General features: G+C 62.8%; 19 protein-coding genes. 11 read left to right on the forward strand and 8 right to left on the reverse strand.

The genetic code is table 11. The annotated features are described in order from the left end of the window. Positions 1-212 precede the first annotated feature (212 nt). The 4 genes from ACLFKU_RS18840 (at position 213) to ACLFKU_RS18855 (ending at position 4,766) form a co-directional block, all read left to right on the forward strand. Positions 213-2,048, forward strand: a complete 1,836-nt coding sequence (locus ACLFKU_RS18840) for an extracellular solute-binding protein (protein WP_410850081.1) — start codon at positions 213-215, stop codon at positions 2,046-2,048. A 16-nt stretch (positions 2,049-2,064) separates the two neighbouring features. Then, on the forward strand, positions 2,065-2,274 hold the full coding sequence (locus ACLFKU_RS18845; protein ID WP_368583932.1) for a hypothetical protein: 210 nt from the start codon (positions 2,065-2,067) through the stop codon (positions 2,272-2,274). A gap of 128 nt (positions 2,275-2,402) precedes the next feature. Further along, on the forward strand, positions 2,403-4,298 hold the full coding sequence (locus ACLFKU_RS18850) for an FAD-binding monooxygenase (protein ID WP_410850082.1): 1,896 nt from the start codon (positions 2,403-2,405) through the stop codon (positions 4,296-4,298). Between the two features lie 27 nt (positions 4,299-4,325). Next, entirely contained in the window at positions 4,326-4,766 is a 441-nt protein-coding gene (locus ACLFKU_RS18855) for a MarR family winged helix-turn-helix transcriptional regulator (RefSeq protein ID WP_013094239.1), read from the forward strand. A 40-nt stretch (positions 4,767-4,806) separates the two neighbouring features. Here ACLFKU_RS18855 and ACLFKU_RS18860 read toward each other — a convergent pair whose 3' ends face one another. The 3 genes from ACLFKU_RS18860 to ACLFKU_RS18870 form a co-directional block, all read right to left on the reverse strand. Beyond that, complete coding sequence (locus ACLFKU_RS18860; protein WP_410850083.1) at positions 4,807-5,430, reverse strand: c-type cytochrome; 624 nt, start codon at positions 5,428-5,430, stop codon at positions 4,807-4,809. Then, the gene (gene soxC / locus ACLFKU_RS18865; protein ID WP_410850084.1) at positions 5,423-6,712 is read right to left on the reverse strand and encodes a sulfite dehydrogenase; all 1,290 of its coding nucleotides are present in this window, start codon (positions 6,710-6,712) and stop codon (positions 5,423-5,425) included. The genes ACLFKU_RS18860 and soxC overlap by 8 nt, the downstream gene beginning before the upstream one ends. Positions 6,713-6,868: 156 nt before the next feature. After that, on the reverse strand, positions 6,869-7,069 hold the full coding sequence (locus ACLFKU_RS18870) for a hypothetical protein (RefSeq protein ID WP_368583935.1): 201 nt from the start codon (positions 7,067-7,069) through the stop codon (positions 6,869-6,871). A gap of 232 nt (positions 7,070-7,301) precedes the next feature. Here ACLFKU_RS18870 and ACLFKU_RS18875 point away from each other — a divergent pair, with 232 nt between their 5' ends. Then, positions 7,302-8,129 (forward strand): MetQ/NlpA family ABC transporter substrate-binding protein, encoded by an 828-nt coding sequence (locus ACLFKU_RS18875; protein WP_368583936.1) that lies wholly within the window; start codon positions 7,302-7,304, stop codon positions 8,127-8,129. Between the two features lie 93 nt (positions 8,130-8,222). Continuing rightward, positions 8,223-9,188: a sulfonate ABC transporter substrate-binding protein gene (locus ACLFKU_RS18880; protein ID WP_410850085.1), complete on the forward strand. Its 966-nt coding sequence runs from the start codon at positions 8,223-8,225 to the stop codon at positions 9,186-9,188. 33 nt (positions 9,189-9,221) lie between these two features. Here the strand turns inward: ACLFKU_RS18880 and ACLFKU_RS18885 are convergent, their stop codons facing one another. Next, a complete protein-coding gene (locus ACLFKU_RS18885) occupies positions 9,222-10,622 on the reverse strand; it encodes an MFS transporter (RefSeq protein ID WP_410850086.1) in 1,401 nt (466 codons plus the stop codon). Positions 10,623-10,862: 240 nt separating this feature from the next. Between ACLFKU_RS18885 and ACLFKU_RS18890 the strand changes: the two genes are divergently transcribed. The 5 genes from ACLFKU_RS18890 (at position 10,863) to ACLFKU_RS18910 (ending at position 15,417) form a co-directional block, all read left to right on the forward strand. After that, the gene (locus ACLFKU_RS18890; protein WP_410850087.1) at positions 10,863-11,411 is read left to right on the forward strand and encodes a DUF488 family protein; all 549 of its coding nucleotides are present in this window, start codon (positions 10,863-10,865) and stop codon (positions 11,409-11,411) included. Positions 11,412-11,456: 45 nt separating this feature from the next. Further along, positions 11,457-12,083: a uracil-DNA glycosylase family protein gene (locus ACLFKU_RS18895; RefSeq protein WP_410850088.1), complete on the forward strand. Its 627-nt coding sequence runs from the start codon at positions 11,457-11,459 to the stop codon at positions 12,081-12,083. A 387-nt stretch (positions 12,084-12,470) separates the two neighbouring features. After that, positions 12,471-13,580 (forward strand): sugar ABC transporter substrate-binding protein, encoded by a 1,110-nt coding sequence (locus tag ACLFKU_RS18900; protein ID WP_410850089.1) that lies wholly within the window; start codon positions 12,471-12,473, stop codon positions 13,578-13,580. Then, positions 13,580-14,590 carry an ABC transporter permease gene (locus ACLFKU_RS18905; protein WP_410850090.1) on the forward strand — a complete coding sequence of 337 codons (1,011 nt, stop codon included), beginning with the start codon at positions 13,580-13,582 and terminating at the stop codon, positions 14,588-14,590. Before ACLFKU_RS18900 ends, ACLFKU_RS18905 begins: the two co-directional genes overlap by 1 nt. Next, positions 14,590-15,417 carry an ATP-binding cassette domain-containing protein gene (locus tag ACLFKU_RS18910; RefSeq protein WP_368583943.1) on the forward strand — a complete coding sequence of 276 codons (828 nt, stop codon included), beginning with the start codon at positions 14,590-14,592 and terminating at the stop codon, positions 15,415-15,417. Before ACLFKU_RS18905 ends, ACLFKU_RS18910 begins: the two co-directional genes overlap by 1 nt. Before the next feature lie 21 nt (positions 15,418-15,438). On the opposite strand, the gene ACLFKU_RS18915 is transcribed toward ACLFKU_RS18910, so the two are convergent. From ACLFKU_RS18915 to ACLFKU_RS18930, 4 genes are all read right to left on the reverse strand, one after another. Continuing rightward, positions 15,439-17,595: a TonB-dependent siderophore receptor gene (locus tag ACLFKU_RS18915; RefSeq protein WP_410850091.1), complete on the reverse strand. Its 2,157-nt coding sequence runs from the start codon at positions 17,593-17,595 to the stop codon at positions 15,439-15,441. Between the two features lie 383 nt (positions 17,596-17,978). Then, the gene (locus ACLFKU_RS18920) at positions 17,979-19,127 is read right to left on the reverse strand and encodes a hypothetical protein (protein WP_410850092.1); all 1,149 of its coding nucleotides are present in this window, start codon (positions 19,125-19,127) and stop codon (positions 17,979-17,981) included. A 33-nt stretch (positions 19,128-19,160) separates the two neighbouring features. Continuing rightward, positions 19,161-20,399 (reverse strand): lipopolysaccharide biosynthesis protein, encoded by a 1,239-nt coding sequence (locus ACLFKU_RS18925; RefSeq protein WP_410850093.1) that lies wholly within the window; start codon positions 20,397-20,399, stop codon positions 19,161-19,163. A gap of 69 nt (positions 20,400-20,468) precedes the next feature. Continuing rightward, positions 20,469-20,846 (reverse strand): tyrosine-protein kinase family protein (locus ACLFKU_RS18930; protein ID WP_410850094.1); only part of this gene is annotated, 378 nt, incomplete at its 5' end.

The following is a 20,846-nucleotide window of genomic DNA, read 5'->3' on the forward strand; positions in this document are numbered from 1 at the left end:
GCACCGGCTCCAGCATCGAAAGGAAAAGCCATGTCCACCATGCCATCCGCCATCAGACATCCAGCCGGACATCCGTCGTATCGGGATGTCGTGACGGGCGCGAGCGGCTGATGCGCGCCGCGCGATCGTCTGCCGTGTGGATGCACCGGTGCGGATACCGGGACGCAGTTTTGACTGGTCCAACGATCCGCTCCTCCAACAGATGGCGCTTGATGGTCGCGCTCGTGCTGAGCGGATCGGCGATGTGGAGTGCCGATCCCGCTTGCGCGGTCTACGCGATCGCGCAATACGGCGAGCCCAAATATCCCGCTGATTTCAAGCACTTCGACTACGTCAATCCCGACGCCCCACGCGACGGTGCGCTCGTTCTCGCGAATCCGAACCGGCTGACCAGCTTCGACAAATTCAACCCATTTACGCTGCGAGGCAATCCCGCACCGGGACTGGGACTGATGTTCGAAAGCCTGACGACCGGCAGCGCCGACGAAGTGGCGAGCGCGTACTGCCTGCTCGCCGACGACATCGACGTCGCCAGGGACGGCCTGTCGACAACCTTCCACATCAATCCGAAAGCGCGCTTCTCGAACGGCGACCCCGTCACCGCAGCGGACGTCAAGTTCTCGTTCGACACCCTGAAAAGTCCGCAGGCGCTGCCGCAGTTCGCGGTGTACTTCGCGCAGATCGCGCGGGCGGTGGTAATCGACCGGCTCACGATTCGCTTCGATTTCAAGGTCGCGACACGCGAGATGCCGCTGCTCGCGGGCGGAATTCCGGTGTTTTCGCACAAGTGGGGCATGCGGCCGGACGGCACGCGCATTCCTTTCGATCAGCTCGCGTTCGAGAAGCCGATCGCAAGCGGCGACTATCTGATCGACCGATACGACAACGGCCGAACCATCAGCTACGAGCGCAACCCGAACTACTGGGGCGCGTCGCTGCCCGTCCGCGTCGGCACGCACAACTTCGCGCGCATCGACTACAAGCTGTATGCGGACGCGGTCGCTCAACTCGAAGCGTTTAAGGCGGGCGAGTATGACGTGCTCGTCGAACACACCGCACAGAGCTGGGTGCGGCGCGATATCGGCAAGCGCTTCGACAGTGGCGAGCTGATCAAGCGCGAGTTTCCTCATCACAACGGCGTGGGCATGCAGGGATTTTTCATCAACCTGCGGCGGCCGCTCTTTCAGGACGTGCGCGTGCGCGAGGCGCTCGATCTCGCGTTCGACTTCGAGTGGCTCAACCGGCAGCTTTTCTACGATCAGTACAAGCGCACCGACAGCTTCTTCGTCAACACGGCCCTGCAGGCCAAGGGCAAACCCAGCGAAGGCGAACTCGCGATTCTGGAGCCGTTGCGCAATCAACTCGATCCCGCCGTGTTCGGCGAGATGCCGCAACAGCCCGACACCGATCCGCCCGGATCGCTGCGCGCCAACCTGATCAAGGCGCGCGAGCTGCTCGCGCAGGCGGGCTGGACGTATCGCGACGGCGCGCTGCGTAACGCGAACGGTCAGCCGTTCGTCTTCGAGCTGCTCGGCGACACGGGTGGCGGCGTGTCGATGGAGCCGGTCGCCGCGGCGTTCGGCCGCAATCTGCAGAAGCTCGGCATCACGATGAACTTTCGCACCGCCGATTTCGCACTGATTCAAAAGCGCATCGACGCGTTCGACTTCGACATGACGACCGTACGTCTGCCTGACGTGCAGGTGCCGGGCACCGAGCAGCTATCGCGCTTCGGCAGCCAGTACGCGGACGAGCCCGGCTCCGACAATCTCGCCGGTGTGAAGTCGCCGGCCATCGACGCGATCCTGCGCAAGGTGCTGGGCGCGCAAACGGACGAGCAGCTCGTCGATGCGACCCACGCGCTCGACCGGGTGTTGATGAACGGCTATTACGTGATCCCGCACTGGTATTCCGCGGTCCATCGCATCGCGTACCGGAATAGCCTCGCCTATCCGGCGAAGCTGCCGCTTTACTTCTCCGCCGACGAATGGGTTCTGTCGACGTGGTGGCGCAAAGCGGCTGGACCGAAACTTGCACGCCCTCCATGATTGGAGGACAACGATCATGAGCAGACTACTCTTTGCAACCATCGTATCGGTCGGCCTCGCGGGGTGCGTCGTCGCCCCGCCGCCGCCCAGCTATGGCTATGGATATGAGCCAGCACCCGCCTACGGCTATGCCCCCGGGTACTACGTCGCGCCGCCGGCCGTGAGCCTGGGCATCGGCATTGGCGGTTACTGGGGTGGCCATGGAGGCCATTGGCACGGCCATTGAATCAGACGATCCAGGTGGGCTCTTCCAAACCAGGGTAAACATCCATCCTCGCACGAAGTACTTCAAAATGGTTGGGGTACGGAGTATATTCGCGTTCAGCAGATATTTACTGAACGGAGGAGGACGGTATGCAATTTCATCTCAACGGTTTCCGGGTCGGCGATCCGACGATCGAGCCAGCCATCAGCAACGCGCATGCTGCGCAGATGCCGGAGAAGGTCGACGTGCTGATCGTCGGCAGCGGCCCTGCCGGAGTCGTGCTGGCGGCGCAGTTGTCGCAATTCCCGTCGATCAACACGCGCATCGTCGAACGTCGTGACGGACCGTTGCAGATGGGACAGGCCGATGGCGTAGCGTGCCGTACCGTCGAGATGTTCAATGCGTTCGGCCTCGCAGATCGCCTGCTGCAAGAAGCCTATTGGGTCAATGAAACGGTATTCTGGCGACCCGATGCAACTGACCGCGGCGCGATCAGTCGTACCGGCCGAGTTCAGGATACCGAAACGGGACTGTCGGAATTTCCGCACGTCATCGTCAATCAGGCGCGTATCCAGGAGTATCTGCTCGACGTGATGCGTCGCTCCGCGCGCCGGATCGAGCCGGACTACGGCCTCGAACTGGTCGACGTCCAGCGCGACGATACGAACGAATACCCGGTGCTGGTCACGCTGCGGCGCACCGATCCCGCGCGTCTCGACGAGACCGTGACCGTGCGCGCGCGCTATGTCGTCGGTTGCGACGGCGCGCGCAGCCGGGTACGCACCGCCATCGGACAAACGCTACGCGGTGACGCGGCCAACCATGCGTGGGGCGTGATGGATGCGCTGGCCGTTACCGACTTCCCGGACATCCGGCTGAAAGCGGCGATTCAATCCGCGAGCAAGGGCAACCTGCTGATCATTCCGCGTGAAGGCGGATATCTGGTTCGCTTCTATGTCGACCTCGGCGACGTCACGCCGGAGAATCGCGACAACCTCAAGCAGATCACGGTCGATCGCATCATCGAGACGGCGCAGAGCATCCTCCATCCCTATACGCTCGACGTTAAAGAAGTAGCGTGGTTCTCGGTCTACGAGGTCGGTCAGCGTCTCACCGACCGCTTCGACGACGCTATCGCCGCCGACGGCACTTCACGCGAACCGCGCGTGTTCATCGCGGGCGACGCCTGCCATACGCATAGCGCCAAAGCGGGCCAAGGCATGAACGTGTCGATGCAGGACGGCTTCAATCTGGGCTGGAAGCTCGGCGCGGTGCTGGAAGGCCGCAGCGACGCCGATCTGCTGCGCACGTATTCGGACGAGCGCCAACCCATCGCGCAGGAGCTGATCGATTTCGACAAGGAATGGTCGGCAATGATGGCCGCTCCGCCGAAGGACCCCAACCGGCCCGAAGCAGGCGGTGTCGATCCCGCTGAGCTCCAGGCGTACTTCGTTCGCGCTGGCCGCTACACGGCTGGTGTCGCGACGCGTTACCGGCCGGCCACCCTGACCGGTGAAGCGACGCATCAGGCGCTCGCCAAAGGCTTTACGATCGGCACGCGCTTTCACTCGTCGCCTGTGGTTCGCCTCGCTGACGCGAAGCCGTTCCATCTCGGGCATGCCGCGCAAGCGGACGGCCGTTGGCGTCTGTACGCTTTTGCGGACGCATCGGGTCGTGCGCTGAATGCGTTGTGCGAGTATCTCGACAAGTCGCCGGAATCCGTTTTGCGGCTCTTTACGCCGAAGGATGCAGACGTGGACAGCGTTCTCGATCTGCGCGCGGTATTGCAACAGCCGCATCGCGAAGTCCGTCTCCAGGACATCCCTGCTCTGCTGCTGCCGCGCAAGGGTCGCCACGGCCTGATCGACTACGAAAAGGCATTTACGAGCGACGCGACGACTGATATCTTCGACGAGCGCGGCATCGATCGCGAACAAGGTGCACTCGTGGTGGTACGTCCCGACCAATACGTGGCCCATGTTCTTCCATTGAATGCATACGCGGAGTTGAACGCCTTCTTCCGGCCCATCTTTCGCGCGCGTTAAACCATAACTAAATCCGACACTCCGAAATTGCCGATCAAACCTGAAGACGCCGGCGCGCTCCCGAAATTTACTGGCAGCCTGGTGCGCCGTGCCCAACAGCGCCATGCAGCGGTCTGGCTGAGTGAGGTCTCCGCTGAGATCACGAGCGTGCAGTACGCGGCGCTAGAGGTCTTGCACGAGACACCTGGCGTCAGTCAGCGGCAACTCGGAGACAAACTCGATGTGGATCGTTCGACGATCGCCGATCTCGTTGCACGTATGGTGCGCAATGGCCAGATCGAGCGCGCCGACGATCCTGTCGACAAGCGCAGTTATGTGTTGTATCTCACCGCTGCCGGCAAGAAGCAACTTGCGGCCTTGCGTCCGCGCGTCGAGCAGGTCGAGCGCATTCTCACTGAACGACTGACGGCAAGCGAATTGGCGCAGTTGCGCCGCTTGCTTGCGGCGCTGTTGCCGCCGCAGGCTTGATGGGCTTACCGCTTCAATAAGCCCGTCGGTCGAATTCTTGTCAAAGCTTGCCCGGTCGAGGGTCGGGCACGAAGCCATCCCGGTTGGGCATACGGATAGCGGCGAGCGAATGCGCGTCGAGACGCGCATCGTCCGGAACGATACCGTTGCGGTTCAAGATCCACGCGCTGAGCGCATACACCTCATCCGCGCTCAGCGACTGCGGCGCGTTATACGGCATCGCCCGGTTTATATAGTCGAACAGCGTCGTCGCATACGGCCAGTAGCTGCCAACGGTGCGCTTCGGATTCGCGGTCGCGAGCGTGCCCGCTCCACCGATCAGTTGATCGCCGATCAGCCCCTCGCCTTTCGCGCCATGACAGGCCGCGCATTTCGCCGCGAAAATGCGGCCACCCGTTGCGACGTCGCCGCTGCCGGTGGGCAAGCCTTGGCCGTTCGGCGCGACATCGATATTCCATGCGCTCAGAGCGGATTCGCTGACAGGCTTGCCGATCGCGTCGACGGATGAACGCCAGCGCGCTTGCGCGGCGGCAGGGTACTGCACGTCGCGGGTTGCATCGAATGAAGACGAACAGCCAGCGAGCAGACTGCTAGCCGTGACCCATGCCAGCAGAGCGCGCATCGTTTTCGATTTCGAAGCACCGAACTGCACAGGCTCACGCATTTTTAACGCTCCCATCGGCTTCGATGCGCCACTGCTGAATGCCGTTGTAGTGATAGTTCGAGTTCAGTCCACGGGCCGCGACGAGCGCCTCGCGCGTCGGTTGAACGTAGCCGGTCGAATCCGTTGCGCGCGACAGGATGGCGCTCGGCGCACCGTTCCACACGAAGCCGGCCTGGAAGCGGGTCAACGCGCGATCGCGCGCCGGCTCGTCGAGCACCGCGGCCTGCCATGTCGCTCCACCGTCGGTCGATACCTCGACCTTGCGAATCGCTCCGCGCCCCGACCACGCGAGCCCGACGATCGGATAGAAGCCCTGCGCGGTCAGCCGCTGTCCGGCGGAAGGCCGCGTGATCACCGACTTCGCATCCATCTCGAACACGAATTGACGCGCGCGGCCGTCGGGCAGAATGCTCGTGTATTTGGACGTTTCTTCGCGCGTCTGCAACGGCGCATCGACGACTTTCAGCCGCCGCAGCCATTTCACGTTGGTATTGCCCTCGAAGCCCGGCACCAACAGACGCAGCGGATAGCCGTTCTCCGGCCGCAGGCGTTCGCCGTTTTGCGCATAGACGACGAGCGCGCGCTCGAGAATCCGCTCGAGCGGCAAACTGCGCGTCATCGCGGCGGCGTCTGCGCCTTCCGCGAGCAGCCACTGCGGCTTTGCGCCGTCGCTGGTCGGCGTGCGTCCGCCGACGGCTTCGAGCAGCGTCGACAGCCTGACGCCGGTCCACTCGCAGCACGACAGCAGTCCATGCGTGATCTGCACGGGCAGCCCGCTCGGTCCTTTCCATTCGCTCGCCGTGTTGCCCGAACACTCGAGAAAATGAATGCGCGACTCCGAAGGCAGGCGCAGCAGATCGTCCATCGTGAAGAGCTTCGGCTCGCGCACGAGACCGTGAATCACGAGCCGGTGCGCGTCGGGATCGATATCGGGCACCCCGGCATGATGCCGCTCATAGACGAGCCCATTCGGGGTGATCGAGCCATGCAGATCCGCGAGCGGCGTCAGCGACGATGCGGCGCCCGGCATCGGCCACGCCCGCGCGGCACGGCGAATCACGTTCGACTCGCGCGGCGACGGCAGCCCGTACGGATGCTCGAGAATCGGCGCGCCGGGTGTTTGTGTCCAAGGATCGACGCCCAGCGGCTTGAGCAGCGTCGCCGCCTTCAGGTTCGGCGCGGCCAACGCGGACAACGCGAGACCGCCCAACAGGCGCCGACGCGGCGACGCGGGTTTCGACGCATCATGCGCGTCGCTAGTGATACGTGGATGTCGCGACATGCTCGTGCCGGCGAGGCGGCCTGGGTTGATCGACAAGCGCACGAGTATAGGTAGTGCGCGCGTCCCGATCAAAGCCGATTGCGACTATGGTTATGACGGCGAGCGATATGCCGCGCGCGGATTAGAAAAAATTGCCACGGCCATCCGATGACACCGTCAATCCGGTGCGATTTCCGCGATCACGCTAAACGATTCGAGCGTATAGCCCATATTGAAATACCCCGCGCGCGCGTAAGTCGCAATGCGCTCAAGGCGCTCGGGATCGTTGCGCGGCCGGTCGCGATGGACCCGCTGCCGCACGGCTTCGAAGGAGCCGGACACGGCCCGCCGATAGAACGATGCGAGATTCAATGACATCGTGCGCCCTCCTGCTGATGGCATGCGTCGAATCTAGTCAGCAGCGCGCGCTTGTGCAAACAAGCATTTGTGCAATGCTTTGCGCCGCCCATGCAATGTCGGTCCGGCGGTGCCGACACGACGGGTTGTCCGCTTACGCTCAACCGCGATAACGATAGCGCTCGATATTATTTGTGCGCTAACGAGCGCGTCTCTACGATCTGGTGACCTTCACTTCGATCGCATTCCAAGCATGACTACGACAAAAGCACTCAGGGCCGCACTTCTCTCCGTTCTCGTTACTTGCGGCATCGTCGGTGCTCAACCGGCGCTTGCGGCAGGACAAACGGTGCGAGTCGGCATCATGTCCGGCGAGGACGAAGACGTGTGGCGTGCGGTCGCCGCCAACGCGGCCAGGCAGGGCATCACCGTCAAGATCACGACCTTCTCCGACTATACGCAGCCGAACGAAGCGCTCGCTGAACACGACCTCGATGCAAACTCGTTCCAGCACAAGCCCTATCTCGATGCGCAGATCGCCGCGCGCCACTATCAGATCGTGCCCGTCGGCTATACCTATGTGCAGCCGATCGGTCTCTACTCGCGCAAGGTGAAATCGGTCGCGGCGCTGCCGCAGAATGCGACCATCGGCGTGCCGAACGATCCGAGCAACGAAGGCCGCGCGCTGCTTCTGCTGCAAGCGAACGGGCTGATCAAGCTGCGCCCCGACGTCGGCCTGCTGCCGACCGCGCGCGACATCGCGGACAATCCGAAGCACATCCAGATCAAGGAGCTCGACGCGGGCATCGTCGGCCGTGCGATCGGCGACCTCGACGCCGCCGTCGTCAATACCGACTGGGCGATCAAGGCGGGCATCAAGATTCCGCAGGAACGCATCGCGCAGGAGAAGGTGCCGGGCAACCCGTATCGCAACTTCATCGCGGTCAACGCGAAAGACGCGAACGCTGCGTGGGTGAAGACGATCGTCGACAGCTACCAGCAGGCCAACGTCGCCTCGGCGATCCTGACCGTCTATCACGGCGCCACGCTGCCGGCATGGGACGGCGCGCCGCAACACTGACCCGACACGCGGATCACGCACGACTCGAGCGGCGGCGCTTCGGCCGCCGCGCATTCAGTCCTCTTCATTGCCCTCCTGATCGTATCGCCCGTCATGTCCATTATCAGAACGCCCCACGACCGCCGCACCTTCCTGAAACTTTCGCTCGGCGCCGCGGCGGCCGCGGCAGCGCCGCTTTCGTTCGCGCAAGGCAACGCGCGCACGCTGCGCGTCGGCAACCAGAAGGGTTATCTGAATCTGCTGAAGGGCCGGGGTACGCTCGAGAAGCGGCTCGCGCCGCTGAACGTATCGGTGACATGGACCGAGTTCGCGGCGGGCCCCGTGCAACTGGAAGCACTGAACGTCGGCTCGATCGATTTCGGCGACGTCGGCGAAGCACCGCCGATCTTCGCGCAGGCCGCCGGCGCACCGTTGGCCTATGTGGCGGCGACCGACAAGCGGCCGCAGTCGGAAGCGGTGCTGGTGCCGCCGCAATCGACGATCCGCTCGGTCGCGGACCTGAAGGGCAAACGGATCGCGCTTAACAAAGGCAGCAACGTCCACTACTTTCTCGTCAAGCTGCTGCGTCAGCATGGCCTGCAATACGGCGACGTAAAGCTCGTGTTCCTCGCGCCCGCCGATGCACGCGCGGCGTTCGAGCGCGCGTCGATCGACGCGTGGGTCATCTGGGATCCGTTTTTCGCCGCGGCGGAGCATTCGCTCGGCGCTCGCGTGATCGCCGATGCGAGCGGCGTGGTCGGCAATCGGGCGTTCTACTTCTCGTCGCAGAGTTATGCGGCGAACAATCCCGACGTGATCCGCATCGTGATCGAAGAACTCGACAAGGTCGATCAGTGGGGCAGGCAAAACAAGGATCAGCTCGCGAGCGAACTCGCGCAGCTATGGGGTCTGCCGAAGCAGGTCGTGGACGCGGCGGTGCAGCGTCAGCAGTTCGGCACGCAGCCGATTACCCGCGCGATTCTCGGCGAGCAGCAACAGATCGCCGATACGTTCCTCGATCTCGGCCTGATTCCGAAGCACGTCGACGTGCTGAAAGCGGCGCCTTCGAATCTCGCGTAGGTGCACCGGTGGCGCAACGACGCCGCACCTGCATCAACGCTCGGAGACCGGCCGCGTCGGCGGAGCCTGTTGTTCCTGCGGCGCGTCGCTGTACTCCGTCATGCGCCGCATCGAACTCACGCAGGCCGCGACCAACGCGAGCGCCGCGCCAATGCCGGCAATCAGCGTCAGGTGCCGGCCATGCACGAGCCCGAACACGATCGACACCACCACCGCGCCGCTCGACTGGCCGAGCAGACGACCCATCGCTTGCAGGCCGGATGCGCCGCCGCTGCGATGCCGCGGCGCACTGCCGATGATCACGCGATTGTTCGGCGACTGGAAGATGCCGAAGCCGAGGCCGCATACCGCGAGCCGCCACACGATGTCGAAACGCGTCGCCGTGTCGCCGAGCTGGCAGAGCATCGCGAGTCCGCAGCCGAACACGACGAGCCCGACGCTGCTGATGCGTCCCGGCGCCCACCGGTCGGACAGCCGGCCCGCGACCGGCGCGATCAATGCGGTCACGAGCGGCCACGGTGTCATCAGAAAGCCGGTTTGGGTTTCCGACAGCTTCAGCGTCTGCTCGAAATAGAACGGCAGCACGATGTACGCCATCGTCTGTGCCGCGAACGAGCAGATGGACGTCGCCATCGACAATGAAAACACCGGCATGCGCAGCAGGTCGATGGGCAGCATCGGCTTCGCGAGGCGGCTTTCGCGCCGCACGAACAGCACGCCGGCCACCAGTGCGAGCGCAACCATCACGGCGCCGCGCTGCGTCGCGCCCGGCTGGTTGAAAGCCGCGAGACCCGAGATCAGCAGGCCGAAGGTGAGCGCGTTGAGCAGGACGCTCAGGCCGCTCAGGCGAGCGCCCGAGGTCGGTGTCACCGGCAAGGTGCGCGCGCCGATCGACAGCGCCAGGACGCCGAGCGGCACGTTGACGAGGAACAGCCACTGCCAGTGCGCGACCGACAGAATCGCCGACGCGATGCTCGGACCCGCCGCCGACGAAACGGCCACCACCAGCGACGATAAACCGACGCCGACGCCCAGCCGCGCCTTCGGAAAAACGAAGCGCACCAGCGCGATACTCACGCTCATGATGCCGCCCGCACCGAAGCCCTGGAACACGCGGGCGACCGCCAGCACCAGCAGCGTGTGCGCATTAGCGCAGGCGAACGACGCCAGCGTGAAGAGCACGAGTCCGCAGCAGTAGACGCGCTTGTAGCCGAGGCTGTCGCCGAGCACCGCGAGCGGCAGCAAGGACACCGTGATCGCCAGCTGATACGCGTTGACGACCCAGATCGCATTGGCGGGCGATACCGCCAGGTCGTTGCTGATGGTGGGCAGCGCGACGTTGACGATGGATGTGTCGAGCACCGACATCGTCATCGCGATGGCGATCGCGAGGTACGCAAACGCGCGTTGGGGATTGGGCAGGCCGTCGGTCATGGTGCAAGCGGGTCGAAAGAAAATACGCGGGCGACGGCGTGCCGCGCGGCTGCCGTCGCGGGTGCATTGTTGCAACTCTGACTCGCGGGAGCAAGGTTGTACCGGATGCCGGGATGATGGCTACCCGGCTTCTCAGGCATGGCACGTGCGGCGCCTGAATCGGGACGCAGTTGACCTTACTGCGCCAAAGGTTGTAGACGTGTAGGAATCGTCGCCGCTATCAGCGTCGGCGAGACACGCATGAAAACGAAACGCCCTTTTTACACGATCGGCCACTCGACGCGTCCGCTGCAGGAATTCGTCGACTTACTGAAAGGCGAACAGATCGCCTTGCTCGTCGACGTGCGCAGCATCCCGCGCTCGCGGACCAACCCGCAGTTCAATCGCGACACGCTGCCCGCCTCGCTCGCGGCGGAACATATCGACTACGTGCATCTCGCGGCGCTCGGCGGACGCCGCAGCAGGCACAAGGATGACGCGCCGTCGCCGAATGCGTACTGGACGCATCCGGCCTTTCGCAACTATGCCGACTATGCAATGAGCGACGCGTTCCGCGAGGGACTGAAGCAACTGCGGACGCTCGGTCATCGGCAGCGCTGCGCGATCATGTGCTCGGAAGCGGTCTGGTGGCGTTGCCACCGGCGTATCATTACGGACTATCTGCTGATGCACGATGAAACCGTGCTGCACATCATGGACGCGCATCACACGAACGCCGCCACGATGACGCCTGGCGCCGAGCCCCAGGCCGACGGCACGCTGATCTATCCGGCTGAGGCCCAGAACTGAGCCGACTCACGACACGACTGCACGCCAGTCACCCCGCATCGCTTTATGGCCGTTACCACCAAACGTAAGTCGAAACACGACACCTCGCTCGACACGCTGCTTCACGATATCCGCGCCTGCACGCTGTGCGCACCCATGCTGCCGCACGCGCCCCGACCCGTGCTCGCGGCGTCCGCCAGCGCACGGATTCTGGTCATCGGGCAAGCGCCGGGCGCGCGCGTGCATGCGTCCGGGGTGCCGTGGAGCGACGCGAGCGGCGCGCGCCTGCGCACATGGCTCGGCGTCGACGACACGACCTTCTACGACGCTTCGAAATTCGCCATCGTGCCGATGGGCTTCTGTTTTCCGGGCCGCGGCGCGAGCGGCGATCTGCCGCCGCGTCCCGAGTGCGCGAGCCGCTGGCATCGCGAATTGCTCGCGCGGATGCGGTCGGTGAAATTGACGCTGCTGATCGGACAATACGCGCAGCGCTTCGGTCTCGGCGACGCGTTTGGCCCGACCTCGACCGATACGCTCGTCAGGTGGGCCGAGTTTGGACCGCATCTGATGCCGCTGCCGCATCCGTCGCCGCGCAATGTCGCGTGGTTCAAGCGCAATCCGTGGTTCGAAGGCGAAGTGCTGCCGACGCTGCGTGCGCATGTGGCGACGGTGTTGGCGGGCGAAACGCTTTGAGCGCCGCGCACCACGAAGCGGCGGCCGCGTCCGCGTCCTGTGTGCTGCAGTGCGCCACCCGGTGCCGCGCCGCGCTTTCGCCAGTCCGCCGACAGCGGCGCAGACCATCCATTGCACCCCGTCGGGCGCCACTATCCACAACTTCGCGACCCCGCCGTCCCACTCTTCGGAATGGTGCGGGTATACATGGATTAGGCGGTGCAACCGCACTGCACTAACATTTTTGCGGTACCGCACGGCGCGTATCGAGCGCCTCGAATCGGGGTTGCACGTCGCCACGCCAAAGTCTCGCGCCGCCCAGCGCACTCCCGGTGCCTTCCAGCATCTGCACACGATCGACCCAACGTCGATCGCATCGACCAACGAAGACAAGAATCGGAGGATGAGATGGCACAGCAACGGGATGACAACCAGCAACAAGACAACAACTCTATCAATCCGACGCGGCGCGGGCTGATGCAGGGCGCCGGACTCGGCGCGGCGCTCTCGCTGATGGGAGCGCTAGGCGGCGCGGGCGGGCTGATCGGCAGCGCGCAAGCGGCGGAGTCGGCGTTTCCGTCGCACAAGAAGTGGAAGATCGTGTTCGTCAATCACGTCACCACCAACCCCTTCTTCGTGCCGACGCAATACGGCATTCAGGATGCCTGCTCGCTGCTCAACATGGATTATCAGTGGACCGGCTCGGCCACCTCCGACGCCGGCGAAATGGTCCGCGCCGTGAATTCGGCGATCGCCGCGAAGGCCGACGCCATCGCGGTGCCGATCGTCGATCCGAGCGCTTTCGACAAGCCCATCCAGGCTGCGCTCGACGCCGGCATTCCGGTGTTCGCCTATAACGCCGACGCGCCGCGCGGCAAGAAGAATCCGCGCCTCGCGTATATCGGCCAGGACCTGTATCTGTCCGGCTACCAGATGGGCGAGCGCATCGTGAGCCTGATCGACAGCGGCATGGTCGCGCTGTTCATTGCGACGCCGGGGCAGCTCAACATCCAGCCGCGTATGGACGGTGCGAGCGACGCGATCAAGAAGTCCGGCAAGAAGATCGACATTCAGACCGTGGCCACGGGCGCGACCGTCAACGAGGAGTTGTCGAAGATCAAGGCGTTCTATCTGGGACACCAGGACCTGAAGGGCATGTTCGCCGTGGATGCGGGCAGCACGCAGGGCGTTGCGCAGGTGATGAAGGAATCGAACCTCCCCGCGAAGGGCGTGCACGGCGGCGGCTTCGACTTGCTGCCGACCACGATCCAGCTGATCCACGAAGGCTACCTCGACTTCACCATCGACCAGCAGCCGTACGTTCAAGGTTTCTATACGGTGATGCAGGCGTTCGTGTTCCTCAGCTCGGGCGGCCTCGTCGGGCCGGCCGAAATCAATACCGGCCTGAAGTTCGTGACCAAGGAGAACGTCGAGCCGTACCTCAATACCTCGACTCGCTTCGAAGGCAAGACCGATAAGCAGCAAATCGTCCCGCGGTCCGGCGCAATCAAGTCCTGATGAATACAGTGAACGAAACCAGCAACACCGAAGCAGTCCGCGCGCCCCGGCGCGCGGGCGTTTCATTCGCGTCTCAATGGGCGGCCGAGCTGCGCATTCTGCTCGTGGCCGTGCTGCTGGCCGCCTACTTCGAATTCGCGAACCACGATTTCCTGCTCACCAACGCGAGCCTCGTCAACCTGTCGCAGTTCATCGCACCAGTGGCGATCATCGCGTTCGGCGAAATCATGTTGATGATCGGCGGCGACATCGATCTGTCGGCGGGCATGGTGTTCGCGTTCGCGCCATTCATGATGGTGTTCGCGAATGACGCGGGCGCGCCGATGTGGCTCGCCGTAATCGCGGGGCTCGTGGCGGCGGGAATGGTCGGCTTCGTGAATGGGGCGGTGACGGTGTGGCTGCGACTGCCCTCTTTCGTCACGACGCTCGGTACGCTCTTTCTGATCAACGGCATCACGCTCACGATCTCGCGCGGCACGCCCGCCCCCACGCCGGGCTCGCCCGCGTTCGCCGCGGTCATGGGCGCGTGGGGCTACAGCGAGATCATCTGGACCCTCGTGATCGCGTTCGCGATGCACGTGCTGTTGCGGCATACACGCTGGGGCCTGCACACGCAGGCCGCGGGTGCGAATCCGCTCGGCGCGAGCGAGGCCGGCATTCATGTGAAGCGGCTGCGCCTCGGCAACTTCATTCTCGCCGCGGTGCTGGCGGGCTTCACCGGCATGCTCGAAGCCTTTCGCATTACCTCGATCGACCCGCAGGCGGGCGGCAACCAGATTATGTTCCTTGCCGTGGCCGCGGCCGTGATCGGCGGCACGCCGCTGACGGGCGGCTCGGGCACCATCGTGGGCGGCCTCATCGGCGCAGCGGTGCTCGGCATTCTCAACGACGGCTTTACGCTGATCGGCATCAACGCGTTTACGTTCAACATCATTCTTGGCGCCGCGATTCTGGCGGCGATGATCTTCAACATCCACGTCGGGCGCATTCGCCGCAAGGGTGGACGCTGATGGACCAATCGCAAACCTCCTCTGCAGGGGTGAATGCCACCTCGGCTGCGCTCGGCGCGGCGAATACGCCGCTCGCGCTGCGCGGCGACAATCTCGTCAAACGCTTCGGCGCGGTGACGGCGCTCGACGGCGTCTCGCTCACGCTCGGCAAGGGCGAGATCCTCGGCATCCTCGGCGACAACGGCGCGGGCAAGTCCACGCTCGTGAAAATTCTCACTGGCTTTCATCAGCAGACGAGCGGCACGCTCCACATCGACGGCGAGGAGACGCTGTTGCGCTCGGTCGATCATGCGCGTTCGCTCGGCATCGAATGCGTGTATCAGGATCTCGCGCTCGCGAATTCGCTGAGCATTTACCACAACATGTTCCTGAACCGCGAAATCGTGCGGCGCGGACCGTTCAGGCTGCTCGATCACAAGCAGATGCGCGAGCGCGCGGCGCAATGTCTCGACGATATCGGCGTGCACGTGCCTTCGGTGGATTTGCCCGTGGAGCGTCTGTCGGGCGGCCAGCGCCAGGCGATCGCCGTGGCGCGCGCGGTGCATTCGAACGCGAAGATCCTGTTGCTCGACGAGCCGCTCGCCGCGATGGGCGCGCGCGAGGCGGGGCTCATCATCGACCTGCTGATGCGCCTGAAGGAAAAAGGCGGCCTGTCGATCATCATGATCATGCACAACTATGCGCAGACGCTCGATATCGCGGATCGCATCATGTTGATGCAGCGAGGCCGCGTGACCTACGAGCAACAGAGCGCGCTGACTTCGGTGGCGGAACTGATGGACATCGTGCAGCGGGAATACCGGGCCATGCGCGCCGGCGCGCAGTGAGCCCGTTGACTTTGGTCAGGATCAGAAATCGATCTTCGCGTTCACGCTGACCATGCGCGGATCGCCCGGCGCGATGTAGTCCGTGTACTGGAACATCCAGTAGCGGCGATTGGTGATGTTGTCGATCGCCGCACGCAGCGTCACGTCGTGCCCACCGATTCGCGTCAAATAGTTCGCTCCGACGTTCACGATCATGTAGCCGCTCGTCTGCAGGTCGCCTGCTGGACGCACCTTCGTGCTGCTGGTGAACTTCGCGTCCGCGCCGAGCTGCAGGCCCGGCACGGCGGGCACGTCGTAGGTCACGCGGCCGGCGGCGACGAACAGCGGCGCTCCGGCCACCCGGTTGCCGTTGAAGGCCTGTCCCTTCGCGTACCAGGTGTCGAGCAGCATCAGGTTGCCGGTCACCTGCCAGTTGCGGCCGAGGCGCACACTGCTGCCCGCTTCGAGACCCTGGTAGATTGAGTTGCCGTCCTGCACGTAGACATTCTGGCTGTTCGCGTACGCGGCTCCGCGTTCGATGCGGAACAGCGCGGCCGTCGCCGCCCAGCGCTCATGCTCGCTCTTGATGCCGACCTCGTACTGACGCGAGCGCAGTGGACGCAGCAGCGCGCCGGCGTTCGCGTAGATGTCGGCCACCATCGCGCCCTGCTCGAGCGACTCCACGTAGCTCGCGTAGAGCGTGGTGTGCGGCTCCAGTTTGTACATCAGCGCGACGGTCGGCGTCAGCACGCCGTTCTGCCCGTACGAAGACGACAGCGAACCGTTGATGTGGTACGACTGCTGATCGTAGTTCGTGTAGCGCAGGCCCGTGAGCAGCGACCAGCGATCCGTCAGCTGGATCGTGTCGCTCGCGAACAGCGCCTTCTGCGTGATCTCGTTCGCACGATATTTGTCGAGCCCGGCGCCCGAATAAAAGCGCCACGGGTTTGGCTGATACAGGTTGCCGCTGCCCAGCGTGAAGTAATTCGAAACGGCGCTGTAGTCGTTCGTCTGGTACTGCCACGACGCGCCGAGCGCCAGTTGATGCGTGAAGAGGCCGGTCTTCACCGTGCCTTCGAATACTCCCTGCCAGTAGATGTCCTGGTGGCCTTCGTCGCCGTTCCAGCGGCTGTCGGTGTAGTCGCCCGCCTGGTTCAGCAGCGTCAGCGTGCTTTCGTTGCGGTCGCGCGACGACTTGCTGTAGCTCGCCGACGTGTTGAACGACCAATTCGGCGTGATCTGATACCTGACGCCCGCCGTGTACAACTGCAGGTTCGTGTTCAGATGCTGATCGGTGCCGCCGAGCAGGTTGGTGCCGCCGCTGACCGGCGCGGGCAGGCTCGTGCCCGTAAGGCTGCCCGTGTAGATCGCGGGGGTCTGGCCGCTCGAGCGGCTTTGCTGATAGATCGCGTCGAAGTAGACGTCGACGTCGCGCGTGAGGCGGCCGTCGAGCGACACCGCCAGCGAATTGCGATTGATGTCACCCGCGTTGTAGGTCTTGCCGGCCTCGTGCGTGTAGTTCACGCGCGCGCCGAACATGTCGTCCGGACCGAAGCGCCGGCTGAGATCGACGTGCTGGCTGAACACGCTGTCCATCCGGTAGCCGGCCGACACGCTCGTCACCGGCTGATCCGCCGGCTTCTTCGTCACGTAGTTGACGACCCCGCCCGGCTGCACGAAACCGTACATGAAACCGCCAAGGCCCTTCAGCAGTTCGACGCGTTCGAGGTTTTCATAAGGCATCGTGATGCCGTACGAGATGAACGGATTGCCGTTGATGCGAAAGCCGTTCTGCCAATCGATCGGCAGGCCGCGAATCGAGATGTACGTGGCCCACGCGCTGTACGCATTGGTGCTGTCGGTGACCGATGCGTCGACCGCGAACACGTCGCCGAGCTTGTTCGCCTGACGGTCGGCGAGTTCCTCGCCGGTCACGACCGTGGTCGAGAACGGCGTGTCGAGCTGCGAGCGCGTACCCAGCGCACCGACCGACACCGGCGTGCGCAAGTGCATCGGCGAATCCGTCTGGGCGGCCGCGCTGACGTTGACGGCCGGTAGCGCCTGATCGCCGCCGCTAGCGGCCGTCGCCGTGGCAGCTGGGCTACTGGCCGGCGTCGCGGCTTCTTCCCCGCTGGAGGCGCTTTGCGCGAAAGCGGATTGCGCGGCGCCGGCAAAGGCCAGCCAAACCGCAATCTGCATGTGACGATGGAGTGTGAGCCTTGTTGGACGTGTGGTTTTTTGATTTTTCATGTCTACCAGCGAGCAAGCGCCTCTGTCGGTTGCAAATGCGATTGATTCGCATTCATGAGGCGCGATGGTAGCAAAGGCTTTTGCCTTTTGAAAGCTTTACGGTGGGATTCGAATCGCTTGCGGTGGTGACGGCGCCACAGAAGTGCCGCCCCGCGTGGGATGCACGGCTCTAATAGGTGTGGGTCGATGAAGCCCAACGGGAGGAAGGGTTTCTCTCTGGGAACTTATCGAAGTCGACGAGTCCGGCGAGCGTTCCGCCGGAATCCGCGGAGGTTAGTAATCGAGCGCGCTGGCCTTCCGTGGCCACGCTGTACGCGGCCCGTCATAGCGAATCAGGAGGCGCTGCGATGCCTCGACAATGCGGACCGGTGATGGATGTCGTCGTTCACTAGCGCGGCACTCTCAGCCGATACAGTCAAGTGTCCTTCCAATGAGAGCCGCAGGACGAGAAGCATGATCAACGGCGACACCGGCGAAAGATGTCGCAGGAATGATCCGTAGTCCGGCTCGAAGATAGCTTGCGTTGACAGGAAACTAACCAGAAAACAAAAACACAGCGTCTCGAATCGGCCCACCGGAAATAGTGTCGCGGCGGAGCGATATCGCAAGAACACGGCCGCAAAGGTAAAAAACACGCCAATGCCGCCCAGCATTTGCAGCGGAGAACCCGACGTGATCAACCGCACCGGCAAAACGAACGTCGCCAGTGTGATGGCCACGTTTGCCACGCCGACGAACATACTGCTGCCCGGAATGAACTGCACGATCATCGACCCCACTTCCTCAGGATCCCGCCACTCATTGGCATTCTGCCTCGCGAAATCCAGTGATTCGCCATAGGCCTTCTGGAACACGAACGCCACAATCACAAACATAGCAAGTGCGAAAAGGATCAATGAAATCGGCTTTCTGAAGCCGTTTGGCGCCAAATAAAGAAACACGGTCGCGACCAGTGTAATAGCCCAGTACGACCTGAAGTACACGGCCACCAGCGTCGCAAGGACTACAAACAAAGCCAATATCGCGCGCGATGAGTTGTAAAACAGCAACAACAGAACCAGAATCGAAATAACCACTTCTTTTGACGGAACGCCGATGTAGACAGTCTGGTTGACGAGCCAGAAGGCGACCAGAAAGAACTCGGTCGGCTTCAGCGAAGTGACACCAGACCTCCAGATGGCGAAAAACATGCCGATAGTCGACGCGAGAAAGCCCACCAACGAAATCGAGAAACTCTGGAGGCCGAAAAAGTTGAAAAACCACGCGAGATTGTCGAATGAGTCGCCAAACGCCTTGAAAGCCGTGACGGTCTTCATCCGGTCGTAGATCACCAGTTCGTCAAAAAGAAACCGCGCCGGCAAGGTGCTATCGTGAAACGCGGAGATCGCATACAGCGCGATGAATAGAATGAACCAGACCGCCGCCGAGACGCCTGGACTCGCATTCCTGCCGATGATGCCGGGGAGTTTTACAATGCGCATTCTCTTTCCCTGAACGATTGAGCGACTCGCCTGTCACGGCGCTTCAAAGCTAGGTTGTCGATTCAGATAGGCGTCCGGTCCCTTGCCGATCTTGAGCGCCTGGTAAGTACCCACGCTTGCCACAAGCGTTCCACAGACACTGAGCAGAACAAGCGATTGGATGAAACCGACGCCGAGGAAATGAGCCGTCGCAAAGATCAGGAAAATCGATACGGCGTTGACCATTTGAATCACCATGTCGATCTTCAACCGGTTCGCAACAATGAATACCTGAGCCATCGAGCCATAGATCGCCATCGTGATGAAATAGGGAATAAAGATCAGGTACACCGACATCGACGGTTCCCATTCGTCGCCCATCTTCACGTGGATAATGAGGCTAAGGCCTGCATAGCACGCCGCCACCAGAGAAATGCTGATCAACGTCAGCATAGTAAAGAACTGCTTCGACGGATTCACTCCGTCTTTTCTGTGGCCGTCGAAATAATCGATCAGATCGCGGCGGAAGACGGCGCCCAGACTTTGCGACAAAAGAGACGCAGGGAAGTAACCCACGCGATACGCCAGCGCAAAGATGCCGGCGTCACGATGATCGAAGATCATCGGCATCAGGATCGCGGACGCATAGATCACGAATGAATTCAGCGTAGTGGTCGGAATACCGAATTTTGCATACTGGATCTGAAGCGTGGAGAACTTAAGGAAGGACACCGGGATCATCTGGCGGCCCGAATAAAGGCAGATCGCGGCCGGCACAACGGACGAGGCCAGAAAAATCCAGCTATAGATGTTGAATACGGTGGTGCCGCTCACCTCGCCTTTGGAAAACATCACCATGCCGACAAAGTAGACGGCGAACGCGGCATTGGGAAAGAATCGGATCGTCGCGATCTGCGTGTACTTTCGTTCGGTGGTGAGCGCTCCGCACAATGCCTGTTGCAGGAACACGCCAAGTGCCAAACCGATAACCGGTATGTATTCCGTGTGACCGGCGGCTGCGGTGGCCACCACCAGTGCCACGCCGATCATGATGGCGACCGCGCTGGAACTCGTCATTGCGCGCACGGCTTGCGCCTTGTCCGCCGCCATGCATGCGACCTCCAGACGCAAGCCGATCACCGACCCGATAAAAAGACCACCTGCCATGAGTTGGCTGAAGTACCCCAGAGCCGTCGGTCCGCAAAACTTCCCGATCAATAGAATTGAAACGAAATTGAGCGCCTGACTCAGCACCACGCCAGCGACACTTACGATCGAATGTTTGATATTCACAATTTATCTACGTCGAAGTCCGGGTGAATTTTTTCTTCGCTCTACACGACGATGGTGGTCGCCTGAAAGCTAGCCTTTCTGCGTCTTTCCGCTGGCCGGCAATGCGTCGAGATAGGAAGCATTGCGATAGAGGCCGGCGCGCGCGCCCAGACTGTAACGATAGACGTCCGTATCGATCCCGTTGAAGATCACACCCTTCACCCGGGCATTCGCCTGCTTGAGTTGTTTGGTCGCCTCCAGCACCTGCGCGATGGAAGTCGTCTCGAAGCGCGTGACCAGCAACACGGTGCCGCAGCTATCCGCGAGCGCGGTCGCGTCGGATACGGCCAGCACGGGCGGTGTGTCGATCAGCACGATGTCGTAGTCGCTCGTCTTCGCGAGGAACTGCTGCATGCGCTCGCTCACCAGCAGCTCGGCCGGGTTCTCCGGGATCGCGCCGCGCGCAAC

The sequence above is a fragment of the Paraburkholderia sp. EG304 genome, assembly GCF_046543485.1.
Classification (GTDB): Bacteria; Pseudomonadota; Gammaproteobacteria; order Burkholderiales; family Burkholderiaceae; genus Paraburkholderia; species Paraburkholderia youngii.